Raw genomic sequence first — 23,175 nt, forward strand, 5'->3', positions numbered from 1 at the left:
AATGAAAACATATAATGTAGCAGTCGTCGGTGCTTCCGGTGCTGTGGGAGAAGAGCTTTTTAGAGTACTTGAAGAGGTAAAGTTTCCTGTAGGAAATTTACTTCCTTTGGCAAGTGCCAGAAGTGTAGGTCAAGAGATAGAGTTCAAAGGTAAAGCATATAAGATAGAAGAGCTGACAGAGACTGTGTTTGAGGGGCGTGATATCGATATCGCTTTCTTCTCGGCAGGCGGAAGTATCTCGGCACAGTACGCAAAATTTGCTGTAGAAGCCGGTGCAGTAGTGATCGATAACACTTCCCACTTCAGAATGGACCCTAAGGTGCCGTTGGTCGTACCTGAAGTAAACCCTGAAGATATCGAACTATGGGAAGACACGGGGATCATCGCAAACCCTAACTGTTCAACGATCCAGATGGTACAACTCCTTAAACCGCTTTATGACCTTTATGGAGGATTCAAAAGAGTGGATGTCAGTACCTACCAGGCAACATCCGGAGCAGGGAAACAGGGGATGGAAGAGCTTGTACGCCAGATGCAGGACTTCTTTGCCTTTAAACTGGGTGAGAGTGAGTGTAAAGCCTTTGCTCACCAGATCGCACTCAATGTTATCCCTCAGATCGATGTGCCTCAGCCGAACGGGTATACCAAAGAAGAGATGAAGATGGTCAATGAGACCAACAAGATCATGCATTCCGACTTTGCAGTCTCGGCTACATGTGTACGCGTACCGGTCCTTAGAAGCCACTCGGAGGCTATTACCATTACCTTTGCCGAAGGGACAGATGTAAGTGTTGAAGCGTCAAGAGAGGCATTGGCAAACTTTGAGAATGTCAAAGTGATCGATGACCTTGAAAAGAGCGAATATCCGATGCCTGTTACGGCAACAGATACGGATTATACCTATGTAGGACGTATCAGAAAAGATAACTTTGCATCAAATATTCTTCACATCTGGGGTGTTGCGGACCAGGTAAGAGTGGGTGCTGCAACCAATGCTGTAAGAATCGCGCAAAAGTGGATCAAGCTTGAGGAGAATGCGTAAGATGTTGGAAGCGTTATTTGAAGGTGCGATATGGCGAAGTAGATTTATTGTGCTCCTAGCTGTTATTTTTGGGTTATTGGGTGCTATTATTCTCTTTATCGTTGCATCTATGGATATCTGGAATGTTACGGTCACGTCCTTTCAGGTTGTGACACATGCGATACCGCACCCTGAGCATTTTCATGAGGATGTGGTTGCGGGTATTATCGGTGCAGTGGATCTTTATCTGATCGCTGTGGTGATGTTTATTTTTGCCTTCGGTCTGTATGAACTTTTCATCTCAGATATCGATGAAGCATCGGGGAAAAATGGAAGTCAGCTTTTGGCGATTCACTCGCTAGATCAACTAAAAGACAAGATTGCCAAAGTGATCGTGATGGTTCTTGTGGTGAACTTTTTTCAAAGAGTTCTCCATACGGAGTTTAAGACGCCACAGGAGATGATGTATTTTGCATTGTCCATTGCTGCATTGGCTGTAGGATTATATTTTTTAGGTAAAGTAGGGAAACACTAGAGAGGAGGTAAAAGGAAGTCACTCCTTTTACTACGCTTTGACCGCTGTGGTCACTAAAGCACTTCTTTTGATAAAGAAGAAATGATTTTCAAGGAAAACAATTGAGTAAAATATTTGTCGATGCGTGTTTTGGTAAGGAGACACCTTATACACCGGTTTGGATGATGAGACAGGCGGGGCGATACCTGCCGGAATATATGGCAGTACGTGGTGAAGCAGGCAGCTTTCTCAACCTTTGTCATGATCCGAAAAAAGCAGCAGAAGTAACGATCCAACCTCTGGATATCGTAGGTGTGGATGCAGCCATCCTTTTCAGTGATATTCTGGTCATCCCGGATGAGATGGGGATGGACCTTGAGTTTATCAAAGGGAGAGGACCGGTATTTCATGACCCGATCAGTACGCAAGAAGATCTTGACAGATTGATCGGCGGGGATGAAGCGGCAAGTAAACTTACCTATGTCTATGAGACGATCAAACTGCTTAGAGAGCAGCTGGATTCAAGAGATGATGAGAAGGCACTGATCGGATTTACCGGGGCGCCTTGGACACTTGCAACCTATATGATCGAAGGTCAGGGAACCAAGACATATAATGTATGTAAGAAGATGATGTACTCTAACCCTGAACTGCTTCACAATATCCTTAGAAAAGTGACTGATGTCGTCAAGCTTTATATGGAGAAACAGATCGAAGCGGGTATCGATGTGGTTCAGATCTTTGATAGCTGGGCAGCAGCGATCGAGCCTAGTAAGTATGATGAGTTCTCTTGGAAGTATATGGTTGAGATCTCTGAGTACCTTAAAGAGAAGTATCCGCATATCCCTGTGATCATGTTCCCTAAGGGAGTGGCATCATTTATCGAGCGAGGATTGGTCTATGGAAACTTCGATGTATTCGGTGTAGACTGGGGGACTCCGATGGCACTGGCAAAAGAGAAGCTGGGTGAGAAGTATGTCCTTCAGGGAAATATGGAGCCATGCCGTCTCTACTCGCAGGAAGCGACCACTGCATGCGTGGAGGCGATCCAGGAGATCATGGGCGGTAAGAGACATATCTTCAACCTTGGTCACGGTATCCTGCCTGACGTACCGGTAGAGAATGCAAAGCACTTTGTAAGAGAGTGCCACAGGGTTTCGGGAAAACAGTAGTTTTCCCGAAACAGTATTCAGTGTTTAGCGGTAGGAGCAGCTGTAATAGTGATTCGTTATTTTGTAGGGGCGGATCGTCGTGTCCGTCCGGGGATGGGTTGGAAGGGTTCTCCTCGTTCCCAAACTGAGTTATATGGAACTGATGTGTCACAATCTCACAATTTGGGAACCAGAAGAAAACGCTTTTAAATCGTAGCACAATAAGGAATGCAATGGCATCTCATCTTCAGCACGCATCATCCAGCACTCAGCACTTTCATGGTCTCGTCGAAGAGTGTGAAATGGGAATCGTCGGACACAAAGTCTTTGTCCGGCTTAAAGATATTCCCATGTATCTTTCCAATAAAACCAGAGATAGTATCCGTAACCGCTACAGCCACTCTGTCGAGGTAGGGCTGAGTACAGAGTATATAATGCGTCATCTCAGCCGCCAACTGGGCCAAGATATCAACCTGAACTTTTTTAATGTCGCCAAGATCGTAGGGATGCTGCACGATATCGGACATACAGCCTATAGTCATGACGGTGAAGTGATTCTTGATCAGATGATTCAAGAGGCTTCCTCGCATTTTAAAGAGCCGCTTCGTTTCAATGCCAACCTCAATAACTTTCGGCGTATCGAAAAGTATGAACTTTATGAAGTCCTCCCTGAGGATATCAGGGAGTATGCGCTTGCTTCACTCCTCAAGCGTGCCAAAGAGCTCGAAGAGTATCCTGAGTATAGTTATCTCAAAGACTATCATGAACGTGCGATCAAGCTGGAAGAGGAGTATCTCTCATCCCAAGGTATCAAGATAGAAAACCGGGTAGGTAAAACGATTCTCTGTCAGGCGATGGACCTGGCGGATGAAAACCGCTACAGGGTGACAGATATCATTGATGCACTCAATATCTATTCCAAGGGGAAACTCAAAGAGATACTCAAAAGCATGGTAAAAAGTGAAGTACGTGTCAAGGAGCTGAGAAAGCTGGTACATATCAAACCTATTGTACTTGAAAATGCCGATGATAAACATTTTGACACACTGAAGATAAAAGAGCTTCTTATCGCACTCTTAGAGCGTTCAAGTAATGCGAAAACAGAGTTCCAAAATGTGATGAATACGATCTCCATGGCATTTAACCGTAATTTTCAGCTCCGGGAGAACGGCAAACTCGTGCCTATAGATGAAGAGATAGAAGCACTGCGTAGTGATTTTCAACGTATCGCAGCCAAATATATCTGGGGGTCAAAGAGGGTAGAGAAGATCAAAAAGCCCTATAAGCACTACTTTACTACCGTAGCAGACTACTTTCTCAACCAGGAGTTTGAAGCGGAGTTAATAGATAGTAATACCTATAAAGAGGCATTACTTGCATTGCGTGCCCAAAAGAGTGATGATATCGATGCGAGGCGGGAAGAGTTGATCCTGATACGTAATTTCCTCGGCGGACTGACCAATGCAAAGATCATAGAACTCTATAAAAAGATTATGGTATTGAAGTTTGAAGCGAAGTTAGGGTATAAACTCGAAAAACGTGAGACGTTGATCGAGAAGAATACGGTCAAAAGTTTGAAAAAGAAACTTGAGAAGTATCGTCAACGGCTTAGTATCAAGGAGTAGTCATGGCATCTATCATTTTTGGACCGGTACACTCGCGCCGCTTTGGAAAATCACTGGGGATTGATCTCAGCCCTTCCAGGAAACAGTGTAACTTTGACTGTCTCTACTGTGAGCTTGATCCTGCAAAGACGATGGATCACTATGAAGATGTGGTGAGTGTGGAGGAGGTGATGCAAGCACTGAAAAAGGCACTGAATGAACATCCTGATATCGACTTCATTACCCTGACGGCAAACGGTGAACCTACCCTCTATCCGCATCTTTCGCAACTGATCGATGAGATTGACAAGATCAAGGGAGGGATCAAAACACTGATTCTCTCTAACGGGGCTACCATTGATGATAAAAGTGTCCAGGAGGCACTGTTGAAGCTGGATGAAGTAAAGCTCTCACTGGACTGTGCAACACAAAACTGTCTTAGAAAGCTGGACCGTGCAGATAGCAGTATCGATATAGAGCGGATCAAAGAGGGAATGCTGGCCTTTAAGTCAAAATATCAAGGACCCTTGATCATCGAGATACTTGTGGTTAAAACGCTCAATGATAAACCCGAAGAGATCGCCAAGCTTAATGCGTATCTTTTGAAGCTTCGGCCTACCCGTATCGATCTGGGAACCATCGACAGACCTCCTGCATATCATGTCAAGCCTGTGAGTTATGAGGAGCTGTTGGAAATTTCAAAACTTTTTGATGCTTCACTGCCTCTCTATATCGCTTCACGTAAAAAGTCAGAGGTAAGAGCATCAAATTACAGTAATGAAGAGATCGTTGAAACACTTGCAATGCGTCCGTTGAGTCCTGAAGATATTGAGGTTTTGTTTGATAAAGAGAGCCAAAAGAGGGTAGAAATGCTCTTAAAAGAGGGGAAACTTCAAGTAATTGAGGGAAATGGTGTAAAATTTTACAAAAAAACTTAAAATATTCTTGACAATAAAGTGAAAAATCACTATAATCTCACCCACTAAAAAAGGTAACTCTTTTTAACCATTCCGGATTAGCTCAGTGGTAGAGTAGATGACTGTTAATCATTTGGTCGCTGGTTCGAATCCAGCATCCGGAGCCACATTAAAAAAACTTTTTTAGATCTTTATAATTGTTCCGGATTAGCTCAGTGGTAGAGTAGATGACTGTTAATCATTTGGTCGCTGGTTCGAATCCAGCATCCGGAGCCACTTTTCAAAACACTCCATATCATATTCATTATTTTATAAAATAGATTTACTTTTTTTTATATGTAAATTACTACAGTTCGTATTTGCATTTTATCTAGCCTATGGTAAGATAAAAGCAAAGTATAGAGTATTATGCTCTTTACCATTTGCTTTGTGTGACAGTTTGGAGGGGAAGCCAATGTTAGAAAATCACTTAATACCATCTATGGATGATTTTTTTCATATGTTTCAAAACAGTTCAAAAAAGATTCTTTTATTGGTCGGTGAAGAGAGCGATTTTGATCATAAGCGTCTTGCACAATATAGCGGCGAGGTCTACGGTGCAATTTTTCCCCAGGTGATTTATGGAAAAGAACACTTTCCCCATGCAATGGTTGCTATAGAGCTTAAGGAGAGTGCCAATGTCATGCTCACGGATTTTGAGAGTTTTCGCGGGTGTGATATGACATTGGACGGCAGTGATATGCTTGTATTTGTTGACGGGCTATCTTCCGGTATCACCGGTTTCCTGGAAGCACTCTATGAGTCAACAGGGAAAAAGGATAATATCCTGGGAGGAGGAGCCGGGAAACTGACATTCAAGCAGGAACCCGTACTCTTCTCCAAACAAGAGATGATACAAGACGGTGCATTGATCCTTACCGACTCCTGGCATTTCTCCGTAGCCGTATCAAATTGTTGGGAAAAGATCTCAGGTCCGCATATCGTAACAGAAGCAGAAAAGCGTGAATTGCATGCATTGGATTTTAGAGATGCGTTTGATGTCTATCGGGAAGTTGTGGAAAAAGAGTCGGGGAAAGGTTTTTCCGATAGAGAATTTTTTCAGCTTTCAAAATATTATCCATTGGGGATATCCAATATCAGCGGCAAGCTTGTGATACGTGATCCAGTCTCCCGTAAAGACGGTACATTACACCTGGTCGGGGATATCGATAAGAGTTCCATTATCTATATCCTCAAAGGAGAGAATGAGGCGCTGGTAAAAGCTGCAGGGGATGCTGCTGAAAAAGCGCTTTCGAAACAGAACACACTCGACAATATTTTGGTCATAGATTGTATCTCCCGAACACTTGTACTGGAGAATGATTTTGAAAAGGAGCTTGCGTTCATAGTTGAGCGTATACCGGATGATGATATGACCCTGATTGGGGTACTCAGCGTAGGGGAGATTGCCAATGTGAACGAAGGGTACATCGATTTTTATAATAAAACTTGTGTCATAGGAGCCTTTTAATGCATAGCTTGGAGTTATTAACGCTTGCCTATGAATGTGAGTCATCCCTTGGAAAGTCTTTGGATCTTCATGAAATGGCAAGAGAATTTTTAAAAGTATTCCTTAAAAAAACAACTGCACTCTATGGTGTACTTTTAAGCTACTCCAATCAAGAGAACATCGGTGTCGTTGAAGAGAAAGGGAAAGAGAGCTTCTATGCCCTGGTTACTGATCACCTGCCCAAGCATGCAGGGAAATTCGAGATTGTATCTGTAGCGGAGGATAGCCTCACTTATCATATGCTCTATCTTCCGTTGGATAATCATATCCTGATACTTGTTTACAATGAACATTTGCATATGGATATCCGTACCATTGCCAATATCTTTTATTCACTTCGTCCCAAGATTGATCTGGGTATCAATGCCTGTCTGGAGCATCAACGAATGATGGAGCTCAATCAATATTTGTTAAAACAGAAGAAGGTATTTAAAACGCAGGCAGAACGTTTTCAGGCGATCCTGGATCAGACACCTTCGATTGCGGTTCAGGGGTATAACAGTGAAGGAGAGTTGATCTATTGGAACAAAGCAAGTGAAACACTTTATGGGTATACCCGTGAAGAGGCACTTGGTACACAATGCGGTGATCTTCTTATCCCTGAAATGATGCAGGAGCAGATGCGGGTATCTTTTCATAAGTGGGTGAAGGATGGCATTAAGATCATGCCTGAGGAGTTCGTACTGAAAGACAAGTACGGAGAGGATGTTTATGTATACGCCCAGCGTGTGCTTATTGAGACGGGGGATGGAAAGCAGGAGATCTACTGTTTACAGATAGATCTGAAATATATTAAAACGACAGAAGCGAAACTGAAAAAAAGTGAAGCGAAACTTCTTGCCGCACAGCAGATCGCAAAGTTGGGTAACTGGGAGTGGAACCTGAAAACCAATGAGATGCTTTGGTCTGATGAGGTATTTCGTATCTATGGAGAGAAACCGCAGTCATTTGTGCCGGACTACAAGAAGTTCTCAACCTATATTACACCCGAAGATCGTACGAAGATCCTGAAAGCAACGGTACAAGCCAAAAAAACAGGCAAAATACAAAGAATAGAGCATAAGATAAAGAGGAAAGATGGGAGTATACGGTATCTGCTCTCCTCTGGTAAAGGGATCTTTGACAATGAAGGAAGTTTCACTTCGATCATCGGAACTGTACAGGATATGACTGATCAGAAGAGGGTGGAAAATATGCTCGAGCAGAGAGCACAGATCATAGAGCAGATCCATGATTCTGTGATCATTATGGACCTTAAAGGGTATATCCTTGAATGGAACAATACTTCAGCTTTCAATCTGGGGTATAGTGCTGAAGAGATGATCGATAAACATATCTCCATTCTTTTCACGAAAAACAACAAACGATTTTTATTCAAAGTCTTTAAGAGACTCAAGCAACAGGGGGTATTGCGTACTGAAATTGAGTTGCAGGATAAAAACGGAAAGCATTTTTATGGGAACCTTCTCCTTTCGTTTTTGAAAAATGACAAAGGCGAGAGAAATTCTATTATCGCCTATGTTGAGAATATCACACAACGTAAAAATGCCGAAGGTGAACTCCGAAAACAAAAAAACCTGATGGAGTACCGTGCCTATCATGATGAGTTGACCGGATTGCCGAATCGTTCCTATTTTCTGGAAGAGTTGGAGCGTACCCTCAACAGAGTCCGGCATTCTAAGGGCTTGGGGGCACTGCTGTTTATCGATATGGATCACTTCAAAGAGATCAATGACTCCCTTGGGCACAGTCATGGGGACAGAGTGCTCAAAGTGATCTCCAAGAGACTGATAGAAGCCTTTAGGAAAAGTGATTTTGTTGCAAGATTCGGGGGAGATGAATTTACTACTATTCTGGAAAATGTCAAAGATATCAATAGTGTCATCAGCAAAGTGCAGCAACTGATGGAGATACTTAATGCCCCGATTACGATCAATGAACAGAGACATTACATCACTTTCAGTATCGGGATCGCACTCTTTCCAAATGATGGAGAGACTGCTGAAGAGTTGCTGAAAAACTCTGATGCATCGATGTACAAGGCAAAAGAGATGGGAAGGAATACCTATGTGTTTTACAAACAGGACCTCACAAGAAAAGCCTTTGAGCGTGTCCTCCTGGCGACAGATCTCCGACAGGCACTGAAGGATCACTCTTTTGAAATCTATTACCAGCCGCAGGTCAATGCCGTCACAGGCAGACTGATCGGTATGGAAGGATTGATCCGCTGGAAGCATGAGACCAAAGGGATACTCTATCCTTCCCAGTTTATCCTGGCTGCAGAGGAGAACGGGATGATCATAGAGATAGACCGCTGGATGATGCATGAGGGGATAGCGCAGGTAAGCCGGTGGTATAAACAGGGATTGAATCCGGGGGTGCTAAGCCTGAACCTTTCGATCAAACAGCTTCAAACAAAAGATTTTATCGGTATACTCAAACAGACGCTGCTGGAAAATGGGTGTAACCCTGAATGGCTTGAACTGGAGATCACGGAAAGCCAGATCATGGAGAACCCGGAATACACTATCGGGATACTTCAACAGATCAGTGACCTTGGTATCAAACTGGCTATCGATGACTTTGGGACAGGTTACTCTTCCCTCTCCTACCTGAAGCGTCTGCCTATCGATAAACTAAAGATAGATCAATCTTTTGTCAGGGATATCCCTACTGATAAAGATGATATGGCGATCGTAGAGACGATCATCGCACTCTCCAAGAGTTTGAAGCTTGAGATCATTGCCGAAGGTGTTGAAAATGAAGCACAAAGGGATTTTCTGATTGAGCATGACTGTTTAAATATTCAGGGGTTTTATTATAGTCAACCGGTGAGCGGAAAGGAGATGCGGAGACTATTGAAACATCCCAAAACCTTTATCTAGTATTTGTGCGATGGGGATCTTCAAATGTGTTATACTATCCCTAAGCAGATAAAGGGAGTGCATATGAAAAAGTGGATAGTGCTGTTATCGGTTTGTACCTCTTTCCTGATCGCCGATGAAGCCCGGATGATCATTGAAAAACTTGAAGAGAACCTGCGTGGCAAAGATGTCTACGCCAAGATGGAGATCATCGTCAAAACAAAGAGACATACACGTAATATGAGGATAGAGAGCTGGGGAAAAGGTAAAAAGAAGAATTTTACCAAGATACTTTCCCCTTCACGAGACAGAGGGATCACCTTCTTGAACCTTGATAAACAGATGTGGCAGTATGTCCCAAAGATCGAGCGTATCATCAAGATCCCCGCTTCCATGATGCTACAGAGCTGGATGGGGACGGATATCACCAATGATGATATGGTGAAGCAGAGTTCACTGGTGGATGACTATCAAGTCTCTATCCTGAAAAAAGAGGGGCCCCTTGTGACACTGAAACTGATTCCCAAAAGCGGTGCAGCGGTAGTTTGGGGGAAGATCATCTCCAAAGTAGATACGCGTTACTTCGTACAGGTGGAAGATCATTTTTATGATGATGAAGGTGCCGAAGTACGTACCATGAGATACAGTAAAGTGAAAAAGTTCGGTGTACATTACGTAACGACCGATATGCGTATCATTCCTCTTGATCCTGATAAAAAGGGTAATGAAACGACGATCAGGATACTTAACGCGACATTTGATCAGGGGATCAGTGAAGCCTACTTCAGCAAAAGTGCGCTTAAAAGATTCTCCCGGTAGGTAGCGTGATGTATTCTCTTGCCTGGAAAAATATCTTCTACTATAAGGGACGGTCGCTCACAACGTTCCTCTTAAGCATGCTTGGTACCTTACTTTTCGTGGTTTATGTGGCTTTTATGGACGGTTCCCATGAGAGTATGCTCAGAAACTCGTTAACTATCTATACCGGGGCGATACAGGTGATGCAGGAAGGAAACCGGGAGAATCCCACCTATGATACCCTGCTGGAAAACGAGTCTCAGGTACGCTCTGAACTTGAGAAGATCAAGGGGATCAAAGCGTATGCTCCGAGGTTAGAGACCTTTGCACTGCTTTCAAGCAGAGAGGATTCTGTGGGGGCCATGGTGACGGGGATTGATCCCCCGGCCGAAGTAAAGATATCCAAACTCAAAGAGGCACTGGTGGAGGGACGGTATCTGAATGATGAAGATACCAGGGCACTCTATGTCGGTGCCGAACTTGCCAAGCGGCTGGATCTCAAGGTAGGTGATGAGGTCGCGCTCGTCGGTTCGGCCATCGACTACTCTTTTGCTGCGGATACCTTCAAGATCGTCGGGGTGTTTAAAACCGGACTCTTTGAGTTTGATGCCTCCTCGGCATTTGTCAACAAATCCTACTTTGATACATTGATGCTCAGCCGAAATATCGCTTCGTATATTGTCATCGCTGTAAATGATCTGGGAAAAGTGGATCATGTCGTAGATGAGATCAAGCAGAAGCTGGCACCCGATATCGAGGTAGATTCCTGGAAAATTTTGATGGCATCGATGGTCCAGGCGATGGAGGTGGACAGTCTTTTCGGATATATCTCGATGGGGCTGTTTTTTGTGGTGATCTTTTTTGTCATCATGATCTTTGGGTTTATCAATATCAGTGGAAGGATCAGGGAGCTTGGATTGTTGCGTGCCCTGGGATTGAGGGCATCGGATATTGTGCAGCTGATGTTATACGAGACTGCAATACTGGCGCTCTCCAGTGTGGCAGTCGGTATTGTGACAGGAGGCTGTCTGGCATACTATTATGAAATAAACCCCATTATCATCGAAGGGATTGCAGAGACCTATAAGCAGTACGGTATTGTCACGGATGCCGTGCCGACACGCTTTGATCTTTTTACGATCGTTTGGAACAGTGCCGTGGTATTGGTACTGAACTTTTTGGCGCTTTTTTATCCGGTCTATTATCTACGACAGTTTACCCCAACCGAGGCGATGCGTCATGTCTAGCGTCTATTATTTGATAGGACACTTTCAAAGCAAAGCTTCTCAAGCTGCGTTAACACTGGGTTCGCCTCGGCGGCGAGCCCCCGCACTTGTGCTTTGGACTTCTTATTTAGTAAGAAGTCTTTTAATATGGAGTTATATGATAAACTACTTAGTTCGCCTCAAATTTTTTCTGCATTTTCTAAGTACAAGCATAGACACTAGTACACTCAAGTATATGAGATCCCGTCATTCCCGACTCCGGTCGGGAATCCAGATGGTATATTCACAGAGAATGATAGCGTGTCACCGTATCCCATCTATTGGATCCCCGGGTCGGAGCCCGAGGATGACGGTTGCTGCCAGGTATGGCTCTGTTCTGCGTGAATCAGAACATGATGAGGTGTTGCTATGAATCTCACTCTCAAAATGGCATGGCTCAATCTATGGCGAAGGAAAACCCGCTCTCTGCTTGTGATCTTGATGATCGGTGTGAGTATGTGCGTGATGTTGAGTATTCAGGGGCTTTATGACGGGATGACCAAGCATCTTATCGAGAGTACGATACGAAGCGAAAGTGGAGAGGTGACGCTCTATGCGTCCTCTTACCGTCTGCAACAGAAGCTGAAGTATCATATCTCCAATACGAAAGAGATAGTGGATAGTTTGGGGAAAATGCCGGAAGTAAGAGCTGTCACAGAGCGTATCAGGGTGATGGGGTTGCTCTCCACCGCTCACAAATCCACCATGGCAAAACTGATTGGTGTGGATAGAGACAAAGAGAACGCCTTTGGAAACTTCAAGGAGTTTATCGTAGAGGGGGAGTTTGGGTTCGGAGAGGATAAACGCGGTGCAGTGATCGGAAAGAAACTGGCAAAGACTCTGGGTGTGACAGTGGGAAGCAGAGTGATCTTCTCCTCGCAGGATATAGACGGGGAGTTGAGCTCGGTTTCACTGCGTATCAAAGGAGTCGTGCAGACGACAAACCTTGCGATCGATGATATGGCACTCTTTGTTGATCCGGACAGGGCAGAGTCTATCACAGGCTTAAGAGGAGGGGAGAGGATAGAGATCGCTTTGCGTGTAGGTAAAGATGTGAACCTTATGGCGTTTAAATCAAAGCTCAAAGCAGAGTGGAACACTCTGGAGATCTACACCTGGAATGAGCTCTATCCGGCACTCGAGCAGATGCAGGTGATGATGACGATCTTTAACGGTATTACATTTGGGATCGTGATGGTGATGGTATTTATCGGCATCCTTGGGGTAATGTTTGTCTCTGTCCTTGAGCGGATACGGGAGTTTGGTATACTGTTAGCGATAGGAGAACCCTACCGCTGTCTTCGGATGCAAGTGCTCTTTGAAGCACTCTTACTTGGTGCAGGGGGATATATCATCGGCAGTATATCCGGCGCGGCAGCCCTCTATTATTTTCAGATATATGGGCTTGACCTGAGTGCATTTTCAGCAGGATTGGAGGAGTTTGGAATGAACAGTATCCTTTATGCGACAATAGAGTTTTACTACTTTACCTTTACCCTGGCCGCGATTATTCTGGCTGCACTGCTTTCGGTTATTTTGCCTTTAAAAAAGATCAAAAGGCTTCATCCCATCGATGTAATACAAGGAGAGTAAGATGGTCAAACTTGAAAATGTCCATAAATACTTCTATCAAGGCACAGAGCGTGAAATCCATGCACTTGATGATATTTCGCTAACTGTGGATAATGGTGAATTCAGTGTGATCACTGGACCATCCGGTTGCGGGAAGACCACACTGCTAAATGCCATCGGTGCACTTGACAGTGTGGACAGCGGTTCGATCATGATAGAGGGAGAGGAGATCACGAAACTGGACCGGGATCAAAGTGCCGCACTGAGACTGCATCAGATCGGTTTTGTCTTTCAGGCATACAATCTCGTGCCGGTATTGAGTGTAGAAGAGAATATCGGTTTTGTGATGAAACTGCAGGGGTACGAGGAAGAGCTGATCAAAAGCCGCATCAAAGAGGTAGCACAGATACTTGAGATCGATCATAAACTTACAGCAATGCCCAATCAGCTCAGCGGCGGACAGCAGCAGCGTGTGGCAGTAGCACGTGCTGTGGCAGCCAAGCCCAAGCTTGTGTTGGCAGATGAACCTACTGCAAACCTGGACTCAAAAAACTCCCAACGTCTGATGGAGATGATGCTAAACCTCAATCAGATAGAAAACACTACGATACTCTTTGCTTCCCATGATGAGTATGTCGTAGAGATGAGCAGAAGACAGATCATACTGAGTGACGGTCATGTGGAAAAGATGTAGCCTGGTGGTCTGTCTGACATTTTCACTGCAGGCCTATGAGCATGAGTTCCGTGTCGAAAACAGCAACTTTACCTTAAGTCAGGCGAGTATCCCTACGACAACGTTAGATGACTCGGATGAACGCTATCTTTATAACTATAACCGTTTGAGACTCTATGATACATTTACCTATGCGTCATTTTATACTACCGCTATCGTTGATCTGGTGAACTATGTCGGTGAATCATACATAGCGAGTCCGGAGTTTGGTTATATAGAACAGCTAAAAGCGGATATGCCTTTTGATACCCGTAGCGGTTTTCACTACTACGGAAATGATAAAGGTGCAGTCTACGGCAAGATACATAGACTCTATGGCGGATATGCGGATGAGACACATCAGGTTGCCGTGGGTATTCAGAAGATATCGATGGGGGTAGGGCATATCTGGACCCCCACCGATCTCTATAATCCCAAAAACTCTTTCGCCCTTGAACCCGATGAGGTATTTGGGGTATTGGCATTGAGCTACAGTTATGCCCCTTCTGCGCTCAGTACGATGCAGACGATCGTATCGCTCAGAGAGGATAAGCGTCTGAAGTACGGATTTCGTTATAAAGCATTCCTGGATTTTGCCGATGTGGGGGTGAGTTTGATCTACAGTGATGAGATACGGATGTACGGGTACGAGATAGAGGGAGATTTCTTTGATACCGGAGCACAGTGGCGGAGTGAAGGTGGCTACTATCAGAGCAAAACCCTGGATGAATCCTTCTATCAGGCGATCCTTGGATTTGATTATGCCTTTCAGAACGGTGTCAACTGGACAGTGGAGGGGTACTATAGCTCGGATACCTTTACCTATGCCCAGCAGTTACTTTATCTAAAGAATGAGCTGGCAGCCAACATGGTTCAGTCACATGCCTATCTTGGTTCATCTCTCTCTTATGATTTTGATCTGGCATGGAGCGGTTCGCTGCTGATGATTGCAAGTTTGGAAGAGGAACCGGGGAGTTTTCTCACTCCTTCACTTACCTATACGGTTGATGACCACCATAAGATCACTGTGGGCAGTATGCTTTATCTCGGTGAAGAGGAGAGTGAGTTCGGAGCATTCGGGCATACCTGCTATCTGAACTGGAAGTGGAGTTTATAAGAGTATTACACTCCTATAACCAACCATTAGATATAATTAGAGCCTTATTTACGAGGAGTCTAGATGAAGATAGCGATAGCAGGTACAGGTTATGTAGGCCTTTCCAACGGTATTTTATTGGCACAGCACCACGAAGTTGTAGCCCTGGATATTATCCCTGAAAAAGTAGAGATGCTCAACAGGAAAGAGTCTCCTATAGAAGACAGAGAGATCGAAGCGTATCTATCCGAGAAACCATTGCACTTTAAAGCAACGCTTGATAAAGAAGAGGCCTATCAGGGTGCTGACTTTGTGATCATCGCCACACCTACAGATTATGACCCTGAAACCAACTACTTCAATACAAAAAGTGTAGAGGCTGTGATCTCTGATGTCTTGGCGATCAACCCTGAAGCGATCATGGTGATCAAGTCCACGATACCTGTAGGATATACAAAGAGTCTGAAAGAAAAATTCGGCACAGAGAATATCCTCTTCTCCCCGGAATTCCTGAGAGAAGGAAAAGCGCTTTATGACAACCTCTATCCTTCACGTATCATCGTAGGCGAACGTTCCAAACGTGCGGAGGTATTTGCAAACCTCTTAAAAGAGGGGGCGATCAAAGAGGAGATCTCTGTACTTTTTACCGACTCTACAGAAGCTGAAGCGATCAAGCTCTTTTCCAACACTTACTTGGCGATGAGAGTAGCCTACTTCAATGAACTTGACTCTTATGCACAGGCACATGGGCTGGATACAAAACAGATCATCGAAGGGGTAGGGCTTGATCCAAGGATAGGAAGTCACTACAACAACCCCTCATTCGGATACGGAGGATACTGTCTGCCTAAAGATACGAAGCAGCTGCTTGCCAACTACCGGGATGTACCAAACAATCTTATTCAGGCGATCGTTGATGCCAACGCGACACGTAAAGACTTTATCGCCGATTCGATCATCGCGAAGCTGAAGGAACGTACGGGAAATACCGATGGTGTGGTAGGCGTATACAGACTGGTGATGAAATCAGGGAGTGACAACTTCCGTGCTTCAGCGATTCAGGGGATTATGAAACGTATCAAAGCCAAAGGGATTGATGTGGTTGTCTACGAGCCGGTGCTGGAAGAGGATGAGTTCTTCCACTCCAAAGTCTATAAAGAGATTGAAAGCTTCAAAAAAGAGGTGGATGTGATCGTTGCCAACAGACTCTCGGATGAGTTGATGGATGTCAAAGAGAAAGTCTATACCAGAGATATATTCAGAGAAAACTAAGGGATTAAAGCAATGAAAATTTTAGTTACAGGAACAGCAGGGTTTATCGGTGCTGCTTTGGCTGAGAAACTGGCAGAGAGGGGAGATGAGGTTGTCGGTGTGGACAATATCAATGACTACTATGATCAGAGTGTCAAATACGGCAGACTGAAAAAGGCAGGCTTTATCGAAAATCTGGAAGAGGGGAAAGATATCCCTTACGGAGAGTTCCTGACCTCTTCAACAAACCCTAATCATAGATTTATCAAACTCAAGCTGGAAGATAAAGATGATATTATGAAGCTTTTTGAAGAGGAGGCGTTTGATGCGGTCTGTAACCTCGCGGCACAGGCAGGAGTACGTTACTCTCTGACAAATCCTGATGCCTATATCGAGAGTAATATCGTAGGTTTCATGAACCTTCTTGAAGCCTGTCGCCATAATGATGTCAAAAACCTCTCTTATGCTTCAAGCTCCTCAGTCTATGGACTCAATGAAAAGATCCCTTTCAGTACCGATGACAATGTGGATCATCCGATCTCGCTTTATGCAGCCAGCAAAAAGTCCAATGAACTGATGGCACATACCTACAGCCATCTTTTCGGTATCCAAACGACGGGACTGAGATTCTTTACAGTGTATGGTCCGTGGGGTAGACCGGATATGGCGCTCTTTTTGTTTGTGAAAGCGGCACTTGAAGGGAAAAGCATCGATGTATTCAATTATGGTGAGATGCTGAGAGACTTTACCTATATCGATGATATCGTAGAAGGGGTGATCCGCGTGATAGACAACCCGGCACAACCGGATGCATCATGGAACGGCAAAACCGGCCGGGCTTCCACCTCTTCCGCCCCATATAAGATCTACAATATCGGTAATCAAAATCCTGTAAAGTTAATGGACTTTATCACGGCGATTGAAAAGAAGCTGGGAAAAACGATAGAGAAGAATATGCTTCCGATACAGCCGGGAGATGTCCCTGCGACATTTGCCGATGTGGATGATCTGGTCGAGGACCTCGGGTATAAGCCTGAGACACCTATACAGGAGGGGATCGATAAGTTTGTGGACTGGTATCTGGATTTTTTTGAGGTATCGATTCAAAATTCATAAAGAAACAATATAAGTTTGGTTAAACTTATAGGGAAAAATTAAAAAGGGAGAAAAATAAAATGAAAAAGCTTTTATTACCTATTGCATTGGTTGCTACAAATGGTCTATTATTGGCAGGTGGAGACTTGCATAAAGCTGTGGAACCGGTAGTGAATATTCCTACGGTTACAGAGGAAGTAAGTGAAAATAACTTCTATGTTGGAGTTGGACTTGCAGCTGTAAGTGTGAGGGATTCAGATGTTAGTGCAAACATATTTGAGGCTAAAGCAGGACAAGATAGACTTGGAAATATTGACCTGATCGCCGGTTATGAGTTCCATCGCCACTTTGCAGTTGAAGGAAGATATACTACAACCATTGCAGAATCAGACTCGATTGATACGATGGACAGTTGGAGTATCTTTGCCAAGCCAAAATATCCTGTAACGGAAAATATCGAACTCTATGGATTATTGGGATACGGCAATGTGCAAGTCGAAGGGACAGATGAGTATATGGCAGATATAGATGAAAGTGGTTTCCAGTGGGGACTGGGGCTATCATATATGATCAATGAAAATTTGGATTTTTTTGTAGACTATAAGTTTCTTGCAAATGACATAGATGTTCTTGTTTACAAGGATGTGGTTGAAATGAGTGTAGATTCATTGACTGCCGGATTGATCTATAAGTTTTAAAACGTAAAAGAGGGGGATCCCTCTTTTGTTCGTTACTCTTTTATGAGTTTTTGTGTATAGATCTATAGATAGTTTTATGCAGAGAATACTCTATGAAAATAGAATTTATATTTAGATTGATAGCTTGAGATGAAGTTAAACTTTTAGGTGAGGGGAAATAATGACAGAAACAATGCATAGAGTAGAAGAGGATGAGATAGATATCAGGGAGATATTTTCTACTATCTACCGCTATAAAGCGATGATTACCTTATTTGTACTCGTAGCAGTGATTGTGAGCAGCACTATTGCTTATTTTAAACCGAATGTATATAAAGCATCAGCTAGTGTTGAGGTTGGTATACAAAAGTATGGGTATATGGCAGGACAGGATATGCTCAGTATGGCAATGTCCGGTGATGCAGCCAATGCAGAGACAGAGATAGAGATCATCAAGTCGAGGTTTTTATCACAAAAAGCTGCAGAAGAGGTAGATGTAACGCACCGTTACTATACAACTCGCAGATTCAAAGAAGTGGAACTCTATAAAGCAAGCCCGTTTCAGGTAGGTATGCTGAGGGGGTACGGTATCTCTTTTGACTTCTATCCTGTAGATGAAAAAAGTTATCGATTGGTTGTTGAAGAGGCCTTTGATAAAAATGGCGGCACGTGGAGTTATGATGAAGTGCATGAGTACGGCAAAGAGGTAAGTACAGAGTATTTTCACCTCAATATCGTACGTATGAAGGAAGCGGCTGACAGTAAGTACCGTTTTGTTGTCTATGATCCGAAGGAGAGCGGACTGATTGCTCAAGGCGGTGTCAGCGTGCAGCAACTCTCCAAATACTCTAACATTCTGCTGGTTTCCTATGAAGACAGTGTTGCGTTGCGGGCAAAAGAGTTTGCAGATGCCCTTGCTAGAGCCTATATCCAGCAGAATATTGAAAATAAAACGCAAGAGGCAGAGAGAAAGCTGGAATTCATAGAAGAACAGCTGAAGTACATTACCGAAAACCTCAAAAGTTCAGCAATGAAACTGGAAGAGTTTAAACGAAGTTCTCAAACCGTGGAGTTGAGTGCGAAGGCTCAGAAGACGATTGAGCAGATCAGTGACTATGAAAGTCAGCTCTCCATGGTCTCGATCCAGGAAGAGTTGCTGAATACCTTGTATGAACAGATCAAGTCCGGGAAAGGGCTTGAGACCATTTCGATAGCCAATCTAAGTTTGAGTGATCCGAGCCTCTCTGCTATGATCAAAAAACTGCAAGATACAACCATAGAGAAGAAGATTTTACGTGAAGATTATACGGAAATGTATCCTGGGGTAGTCAAACTCACCAAAATGATCAATGAACTTAAAAAAGGGATCAGATCTACGGTAAAGAACCTCAAGCAGAGTACGAAGGAGAAAAGAGAACTACTTGAACACTCTATCGCAAAATACAGAGCAACGCTCGAAAAACTTCCGGCAGATGAGAGAATGTTCGGACAGTTGCAGCGTAAGTTCGTGGTCAATGAGAAGATCTACTCCTATCTGCTCGAGAAACGTTCAGAAACGGCTATGGTAAAAGCAGCAACAGTGAGCAATAACCGGGTGATAGACCACGCGCTCTACCCAGAGCTACCGATCAAGCCGAAAAGAAAGCTGATCGTACTGGTAGGACTGATACTTGGACTGATCGTTGGTGTAGCTGTAGCCTTTCTGCGGGAGTTCCTGGACAATCGTATCAAGGATGAAGAGGAGGTTACGAAAAGATCTTCGCTACCGCTGCTTGGAAGCATTCCCCATTTCACAGAGGGTGAAAAGGGTAAAGATAGTGAGATCAAAGTATTCAATTCTCCAAAGTCAGGTGTCTCTGAAGCATTTAGAAACCTCAGAACAAATCTACAGTTTATGTCTTTTGAAAAAGAGAGTCTGATGATCGCTACGACTTCAACCATCAGTGGAGAGGGAAAGACCACAGTGAGTACGAACCTCGGTGCGATTATGAGTATGGCAGGCAAAAAGACAATTATCCTGAACCTTGATATGCGAAAACCTACACTGCATGAGAGATTTGGGATCGAGATAGGAAAAGGACTCAGTTCACTCTTGGCAGGTAAAACGATGTTAAAAGAGGTGATTCAGCATACAGAGTATGAAAATCTTGATGTGATTACATCCGGTCCGATACCGCCTAACCCGAGTGAACTGATCCAGGGACCGATGATGGAGAAAGTCCTGGAGAAGCTCAGAGAGGTCTATGATGTGGTCATTTTGGATACCCCTCCTATCGGACTGGTAACAGATGCAAGGACATTGATGAGTTATGCAGATATCAGTCTCTATATCTTTAGAGCGAATCTCTCCAAAAAAGAGTATATCAAGAACCTGGAAAGGATCACTGAGCTTAATGAGATCCCGGGTCTCGGTGTGGTACTTAATGATGTGCAAAAAGGGACAGGTAGTTATGGCTACGGTTATGGCTACGGCTATGGCTACTATGAGGAAGATAAAAAGTGATATTTTCTTTTTTCAAGAAAAAAAGAGAAAAGAGAGAAGGGGATACCCCTGAAATTTTGACAGATATCCACTCTCACCTCATTCCCGGTATCGATGATGGTGCAAGGGATATAAATGAGAGCCTCATGCTTCTCAGAGGGATGAAAGAGCTGGGATATAAAAAGGTGATCACCACGCCTCATATCATGTTTGACGGATATAAAAATACACCGCAAAATATCCACGAAGGCCTCAAAGCATTGCGTCTGGCAGCAAAAGAGGAGAATATTGATATTGAGATCGATGCAGCAGCAGAGTATTACCTCGATGACGGCTTTTATGATAAGTTAAGTGATGAAAATCTTCTTACTATCGGAGAGTATCTTCTTGTAGAGACCTCCTATGTTTCAAAACCGCTGCAGTTTGATGAAATGATCTTTGAGATCCAGGCTGCGGGATTCAAGCCTATCTTGGCACATCCGGAGAGATACCGATATATCAAAGATCCTCAAAGAGAATATCAAGCGATGAAAGAGAAAGGGATCTATTTTCAAGTGAATTTAAACTCATTTTCCGGACATTACGGGAAAGAAGCAAAGAAAAAAATCGATTTCCTGAATAATGCCGGGATGATTGATTTTTTGGGGTCAGACGTACATCGGATGAAGCAGGTAGAGATACTGGGTGAAGTGTTAAAAAGTGATACATTGCGTTCAGTTTTTAAGCATAACACCATTCTCAATGCTGACTTATAGTCAAGTATAAGCTTTTACAAAGAGAGATAGATGTACCATTTAAGCAATGAAAACAGGGGGAAATAAATGTCAAAGAAAATCATTTTTACCATAACGGCGCTGCTGTTATTTCTAAACGGATGTTCTGAGAGCTCAGACTATAAGCTCATGCAGACAAAAGATGCAGAGAGCAAAAGACCGACCAAAGTCACAAGCCAGAGTATTGAGTATCGTATCCTTCCTCAGGATCGGTTGAATATTATTCTCTATAAGAACCCGGAGCAGAGTGCGACTGTATCTATGCAGGATCTGGGGCAAAATATGAACTCGGAAGGGGTCTTGGTCAATGCTGCCGGTGATATCACGATGCCTCTGATCGGTAAGATCAAAGTAGCCGGTCTTAGTCAGACTCAAGCGGCTGACCGTATCACTACTGCCTATAAAATGTATCTGCGTACCCCTTCAGTCTACCTTGAAGTGATGAACAAGAGGATCTATGTGCTTGGAGAGGTCAAAAACCCTGGTGTCGTGAAACTGGACAAAGAGAAGATGACGCTTTTTGAAGCACTCGCCTTTGCCGGAGACCTGGAGGATTCGGCAGTAAGAGACAATATTATTATCGTCTCCAATGATCCGGAACGCGGTATGGTAATGAGGAGTGTAGATCTTACGAATTTTGATACGATGAACTATGCAGCGTTGATGCTCAGACCCAATGATATCGTCTATGTACAGCCTGACGGATGGAAAGAGTTCAGGGTTGCGTCTACGAACCTGACCGCACCGTTTGAAACGATTTCTAAGATTGCATCACCATTTGTAACGATCAAATATCTTAAAGACTAAGAACAAATGTACTATGCATTAATAGGGGTGTTTTTACTCTCCCTTGTGTTGGTAAAAATAGTCGTTTCTAACGCCCCGAAATGGGGATTGATGGATGTTCCCAATGGGCGTAGTGCACATAGAAACCATACCCCGAGAGGTGCGGGGATAGGGTTTTACTTCGCTGTGGCGATCATACTTCCACTCTTTTATTCTGAGCTACTGTCGGAGCACTGGCTGGTATTGTTGGCAATTTTTCTGGTTTTACTTGTGGGAATACTGGATGATCACCGGGATACTGCGCCAAAGACAAAGTTTGTAGTGCTGGCTCTCTCTACAGTGATTATCTATCTGGATGGTATCTATATTGATCATGTGGGGATCTATTTTGGTATGAATGTCTCACTGGGATGGTTCGCACTGCCGTTTACGGTCTTTGCAGTGATGGGATTTACCAATGCCCTGAACCTGATCGACGGATTGGATGGTCTGGCCGGTTCACTCAGTATCGTGATACTGAGTGCATTTTTTTATATCGGTGTGGTACACCATGATCTTTTTCTGTTGATATTTGCAGGGGCATTTATTGCCGCACTTTTCGCTTTTTTGGTCTACAACTGGAATCCGGCATCGATCTTTATGGGGGACAGCGGTTCCCTGACATTGGGCTTTCTTATCTCAGTACTGGCGATAAAATCATTGGACTATATTCCCGCAGTCGCAGTGCTGTTTATTGCTGCAGTACCTCTCCTTGATACCTTTATTGTAATGATACGGAGGAAGAGAAACGGAAGGTCTATGTTCAGTGCAGACAAGTGCCATATGCACCATCTTCTACAGAGTTTTTTTGGAAATTCTACGAAAGTAACTGTAGTGTTCCTGGTAGTTCTGCAAGTAATTTATACGATGATAGGACTGCAGTTCTCTATAGATATGGAAGAGAGTGTTCCTATGGTGATTTTTGGTCTCAATGTGGTACTTCTGTATCTGCTGCTGAACCGAATGGCACAAAGACAGGAGAGAAACTGCTAAACTCCTGATGCTTTAA

19 protein-coding genes and 2 tRNA genes are annotated in these 23,175 nt (G+C 43.8%); all 21 read left to right on the top strand.

The genetic code is table 11. The annotated features are described in order from the left end of the window. Position 1 precedes the first annotated feature (1 nt). Positions 2–1,042, top strand: a complete 1,041-nt coding sequence (locus AC4JOV_RS03790; protein WP_229936475.1) for an aspartate-semialdehyde dehydrogenase — start codon at positions 2–4, stop codon at positions 1,040–1,042. Between the two features lies 1 nt (position 1,043). Next, positions 1,044–1,556, top strand: a complete 513-nt coding sequence (locus AC4JOV_RS03795; RefSeq protein WP_229936474.1) for a YqhA family protein — start codon at positions 1,044–1,046, stop codon at positions 1,554–1,556. 101 nt (positions 1,557–1,657) lie between these two features. Next, on the top strand, positions 1,658–2,707 hold the full coding sequence (gene hemE, locus AC4JOV_RS03800) for a uroporphyrinogen decarboxylase (RefSeq protein WP_229936473.1): 1,050 nt from the start codon (positions 1,658–1,660) through the stop codon (positions 2,705–2,707). A 212-nt stretch (positions 2,708–2,919) separates the two neighbouring features. Continuing rightward, positions 2,920–4,311 carry a hypothetical protein gene (locus AC4JOV_RS03805; RefSeq protein WP_229936472.1) on the top strand — a complete coding sequence of 464 codons (1,392 nt, stop codon included), beginning with the start codon at positions 2,920–2,922 and terminating at the stop codon, positions 4,309–4,311. 2 nt (positions 4,312–4,313) lie between these two features. Beyond that, complete coding sequence (locus tag AC4JOV_RS03810; protein WP_229936471.1) at positions 4,314–5,228, top strand: radical SAM protein; 915 nt, start codon at positions 4,314–4,316, stop codon at positions 5,226–5,228. A gap of 71 nt (positions 5,229–5,299) precedes the next feature. Beyond that, a tRNA-Asn gene (locus AC4JOV_RS03815) sits at positions 5,300–5,374 on the top strand. Between the two features lie 34 nt (positions 5,375–5,408). Continuing rightward, positions 5,409–5,483: transfer RNA gene (locus AC4JOV_RS03820), tRNA-Asn, on the top strand. A 178-nt stretch (positions 5,484–5,661) separates the two neighbouring features. Continuing rightward, positions 5,662–6,717, top strand: coding sequence for an FIST signal transduction protein (locus AC4JOV_RS03825; RefSeq protein WP_229936470.1), 1,056 nt, complete (start codon positions 5,662–5,664; stop codon positions 6,715–6,717). Continuing rightward, positions 6,717–9,641, top strand: a complete 2,925-nt coding sequence (locus tag AC4JOV_RS03830; protein ID WP_229936469.1) for a bifunctional diguanylate cyclase/phosphodiesterase — start codon at positions 6,717–6,719, stop codon at positions 9,639–9,641. Before AC4JOV_RS03825 ends, AC4JOV_RS03830 begins: the two co-directional genes overlap by 1 nt. A gap of 63 nt (positions 9,642–9,704) precedes the next feature. Then, complete coding sequence (locus AC4JOV_RS03835) at positions 9,705–10,439, top strand: outer membrane lipoprotein-sorting protein (RefSeq protein WP_229936468.1); 735 nt, start codon at positions 9,705–9,707, stop codon at positions 10,437–10,439. An 8-nt stretch (positions 10,440–10,447) separates the two neighbouring features. Beyond that, positions 10,448–11,665, top strand: a complete 1,218-nt coding sequence (locus AC4JOV_RS03840; RefSeq protein WP_229936467.1) for an ABC transporter permease — start codon at positions 10,448–10,450, stop codon at positions 11,663–11,665. A 387-nt stretch (positions 11,666–12,052) separates the two neighbouring features. Continuing rightward, the gene (locus AC4JOV_RS03845) at positions 12,053–13,276 is read left to right on the top strand and encodes an ABC transporter permease (protein WP_229936466.1); all 1,224 of its coding nucleotides are present in this window, start codon (positions 12,053–12,055) and stop codon (positions 13,274–13,276) included. 1 nt (position 13,277) lies between these two features. Next, complete coding sequence (locus tag AC4JOV_RS03850) at positions 13,278–13,949, top strand: ABC transporter ATP-binding protein (RefSeq protein WP_229936465.1); 672 nt, start codon at positions 13,278–13,280, stop codon at positions 13,947–13,949. After that, positions 13,933–15,084, top strand: a complete 1,152-nt coding sequence (locus tag AC4JOV_RS03855; protein WP_229936464.1) for a hypothetical protein — start codon at positions 13,933–13,935, stop codon at positions 15,082–15,084. The genes AC4JOV_RS03850 and AC4JOV_RS03855 overlap by 17 nt, the downstream gene beginning before the upstream one ends. Before the next feature lie 63 nt (positions 15,085–15,147). Further along, entirely contained in the window at positions 15,148–16,335 is a 1,188-nt protein-coding gene (locus tag AC4JOV_RS03860; protein ID WP_229936463.1) for a nucleotide sugar dehydrogenase, read from the top strand. A 12-nt stretch (positions 16,336–16,347) separates the two neighbouring features. Next, positions 16,348–17,430 (top strand): NAD-dependent epimerase, encoded by a 1,083-nt coding sequence (locus AC4JOV_RS03865; RefSeq protein WP_229936462.1) that lies wholly within the window; start codon positions 16,348–16,350, stop codon positions 17,428–17,430. Between the two features lie 59 nt (positions 17,431–17,489). Next, on the top strand, positions 17,490–18,107 hold the full coding sequence (locus AC4JOV_RS03870) for an outer membrane protein (RefSeq protein ID WP_229936461.1): 618 nt from the start codon (positions 17,490–17,492) through the stop codon (positions 18,105–18,107). 160 nt (positions 18,108–18,267) lie between these two features. Beyond that, entirely contained in the window at positions 18,268–20,589 is a 2,322-nt protein-coding gene (locus tag AC4JOV_RS03875; RefSeq protein ID WP_229936460.1) for a GumC family protein, read from the top strand. Further along, positions 20,586–21,323 carry a tyrosine-protein phosphatase gene (locus AC4JOV_RS03880; protein WP_229936459.1) on the top strand — a complete coding sequence of 246 codons (738 nt, stop codon included), beginning with the start codon at positions 20,586–20,588 and terminating at the stop codon, positions 21,321–21,323. The genes AC4JOV_RS03875 and AC4JOV_RS03880 overlap by 4 nt, the downstream gene beginning before the upstream one ends. Positions 21,324–21,389: 66 nt before the next feature. After that, a complete protein-coding gene (locus AC4JOV_RS03885; protein WP_229936458.1) occupies positions 21,390–22,148 on the top strand; it encodes a polysaccharide biosynthesis/export family protein in 759 nt (252 codons plus the stop codon). A gap of 6 nt (positions 22,149–22,154) precedes the next feature. Further along, the gene (locus tag AC4JOV_RS03890) at positions 22,155–23,159 is read left to right on the top strand and encodes a glycosyltransferase family 4 protein (protein WP_229936457.1); all 1,005 of its coding nucleotides are present in this window, start codon (positions 22,155–22,157) and stop codon (positions 23,157–23,159) included. The last annotated feature ends 16 nt before the right edge of the window (positions 23,160–23,175 follow it).

This window comes from Sulfurovum sp. MH2-6 (genome assembly GCF_058374785.1).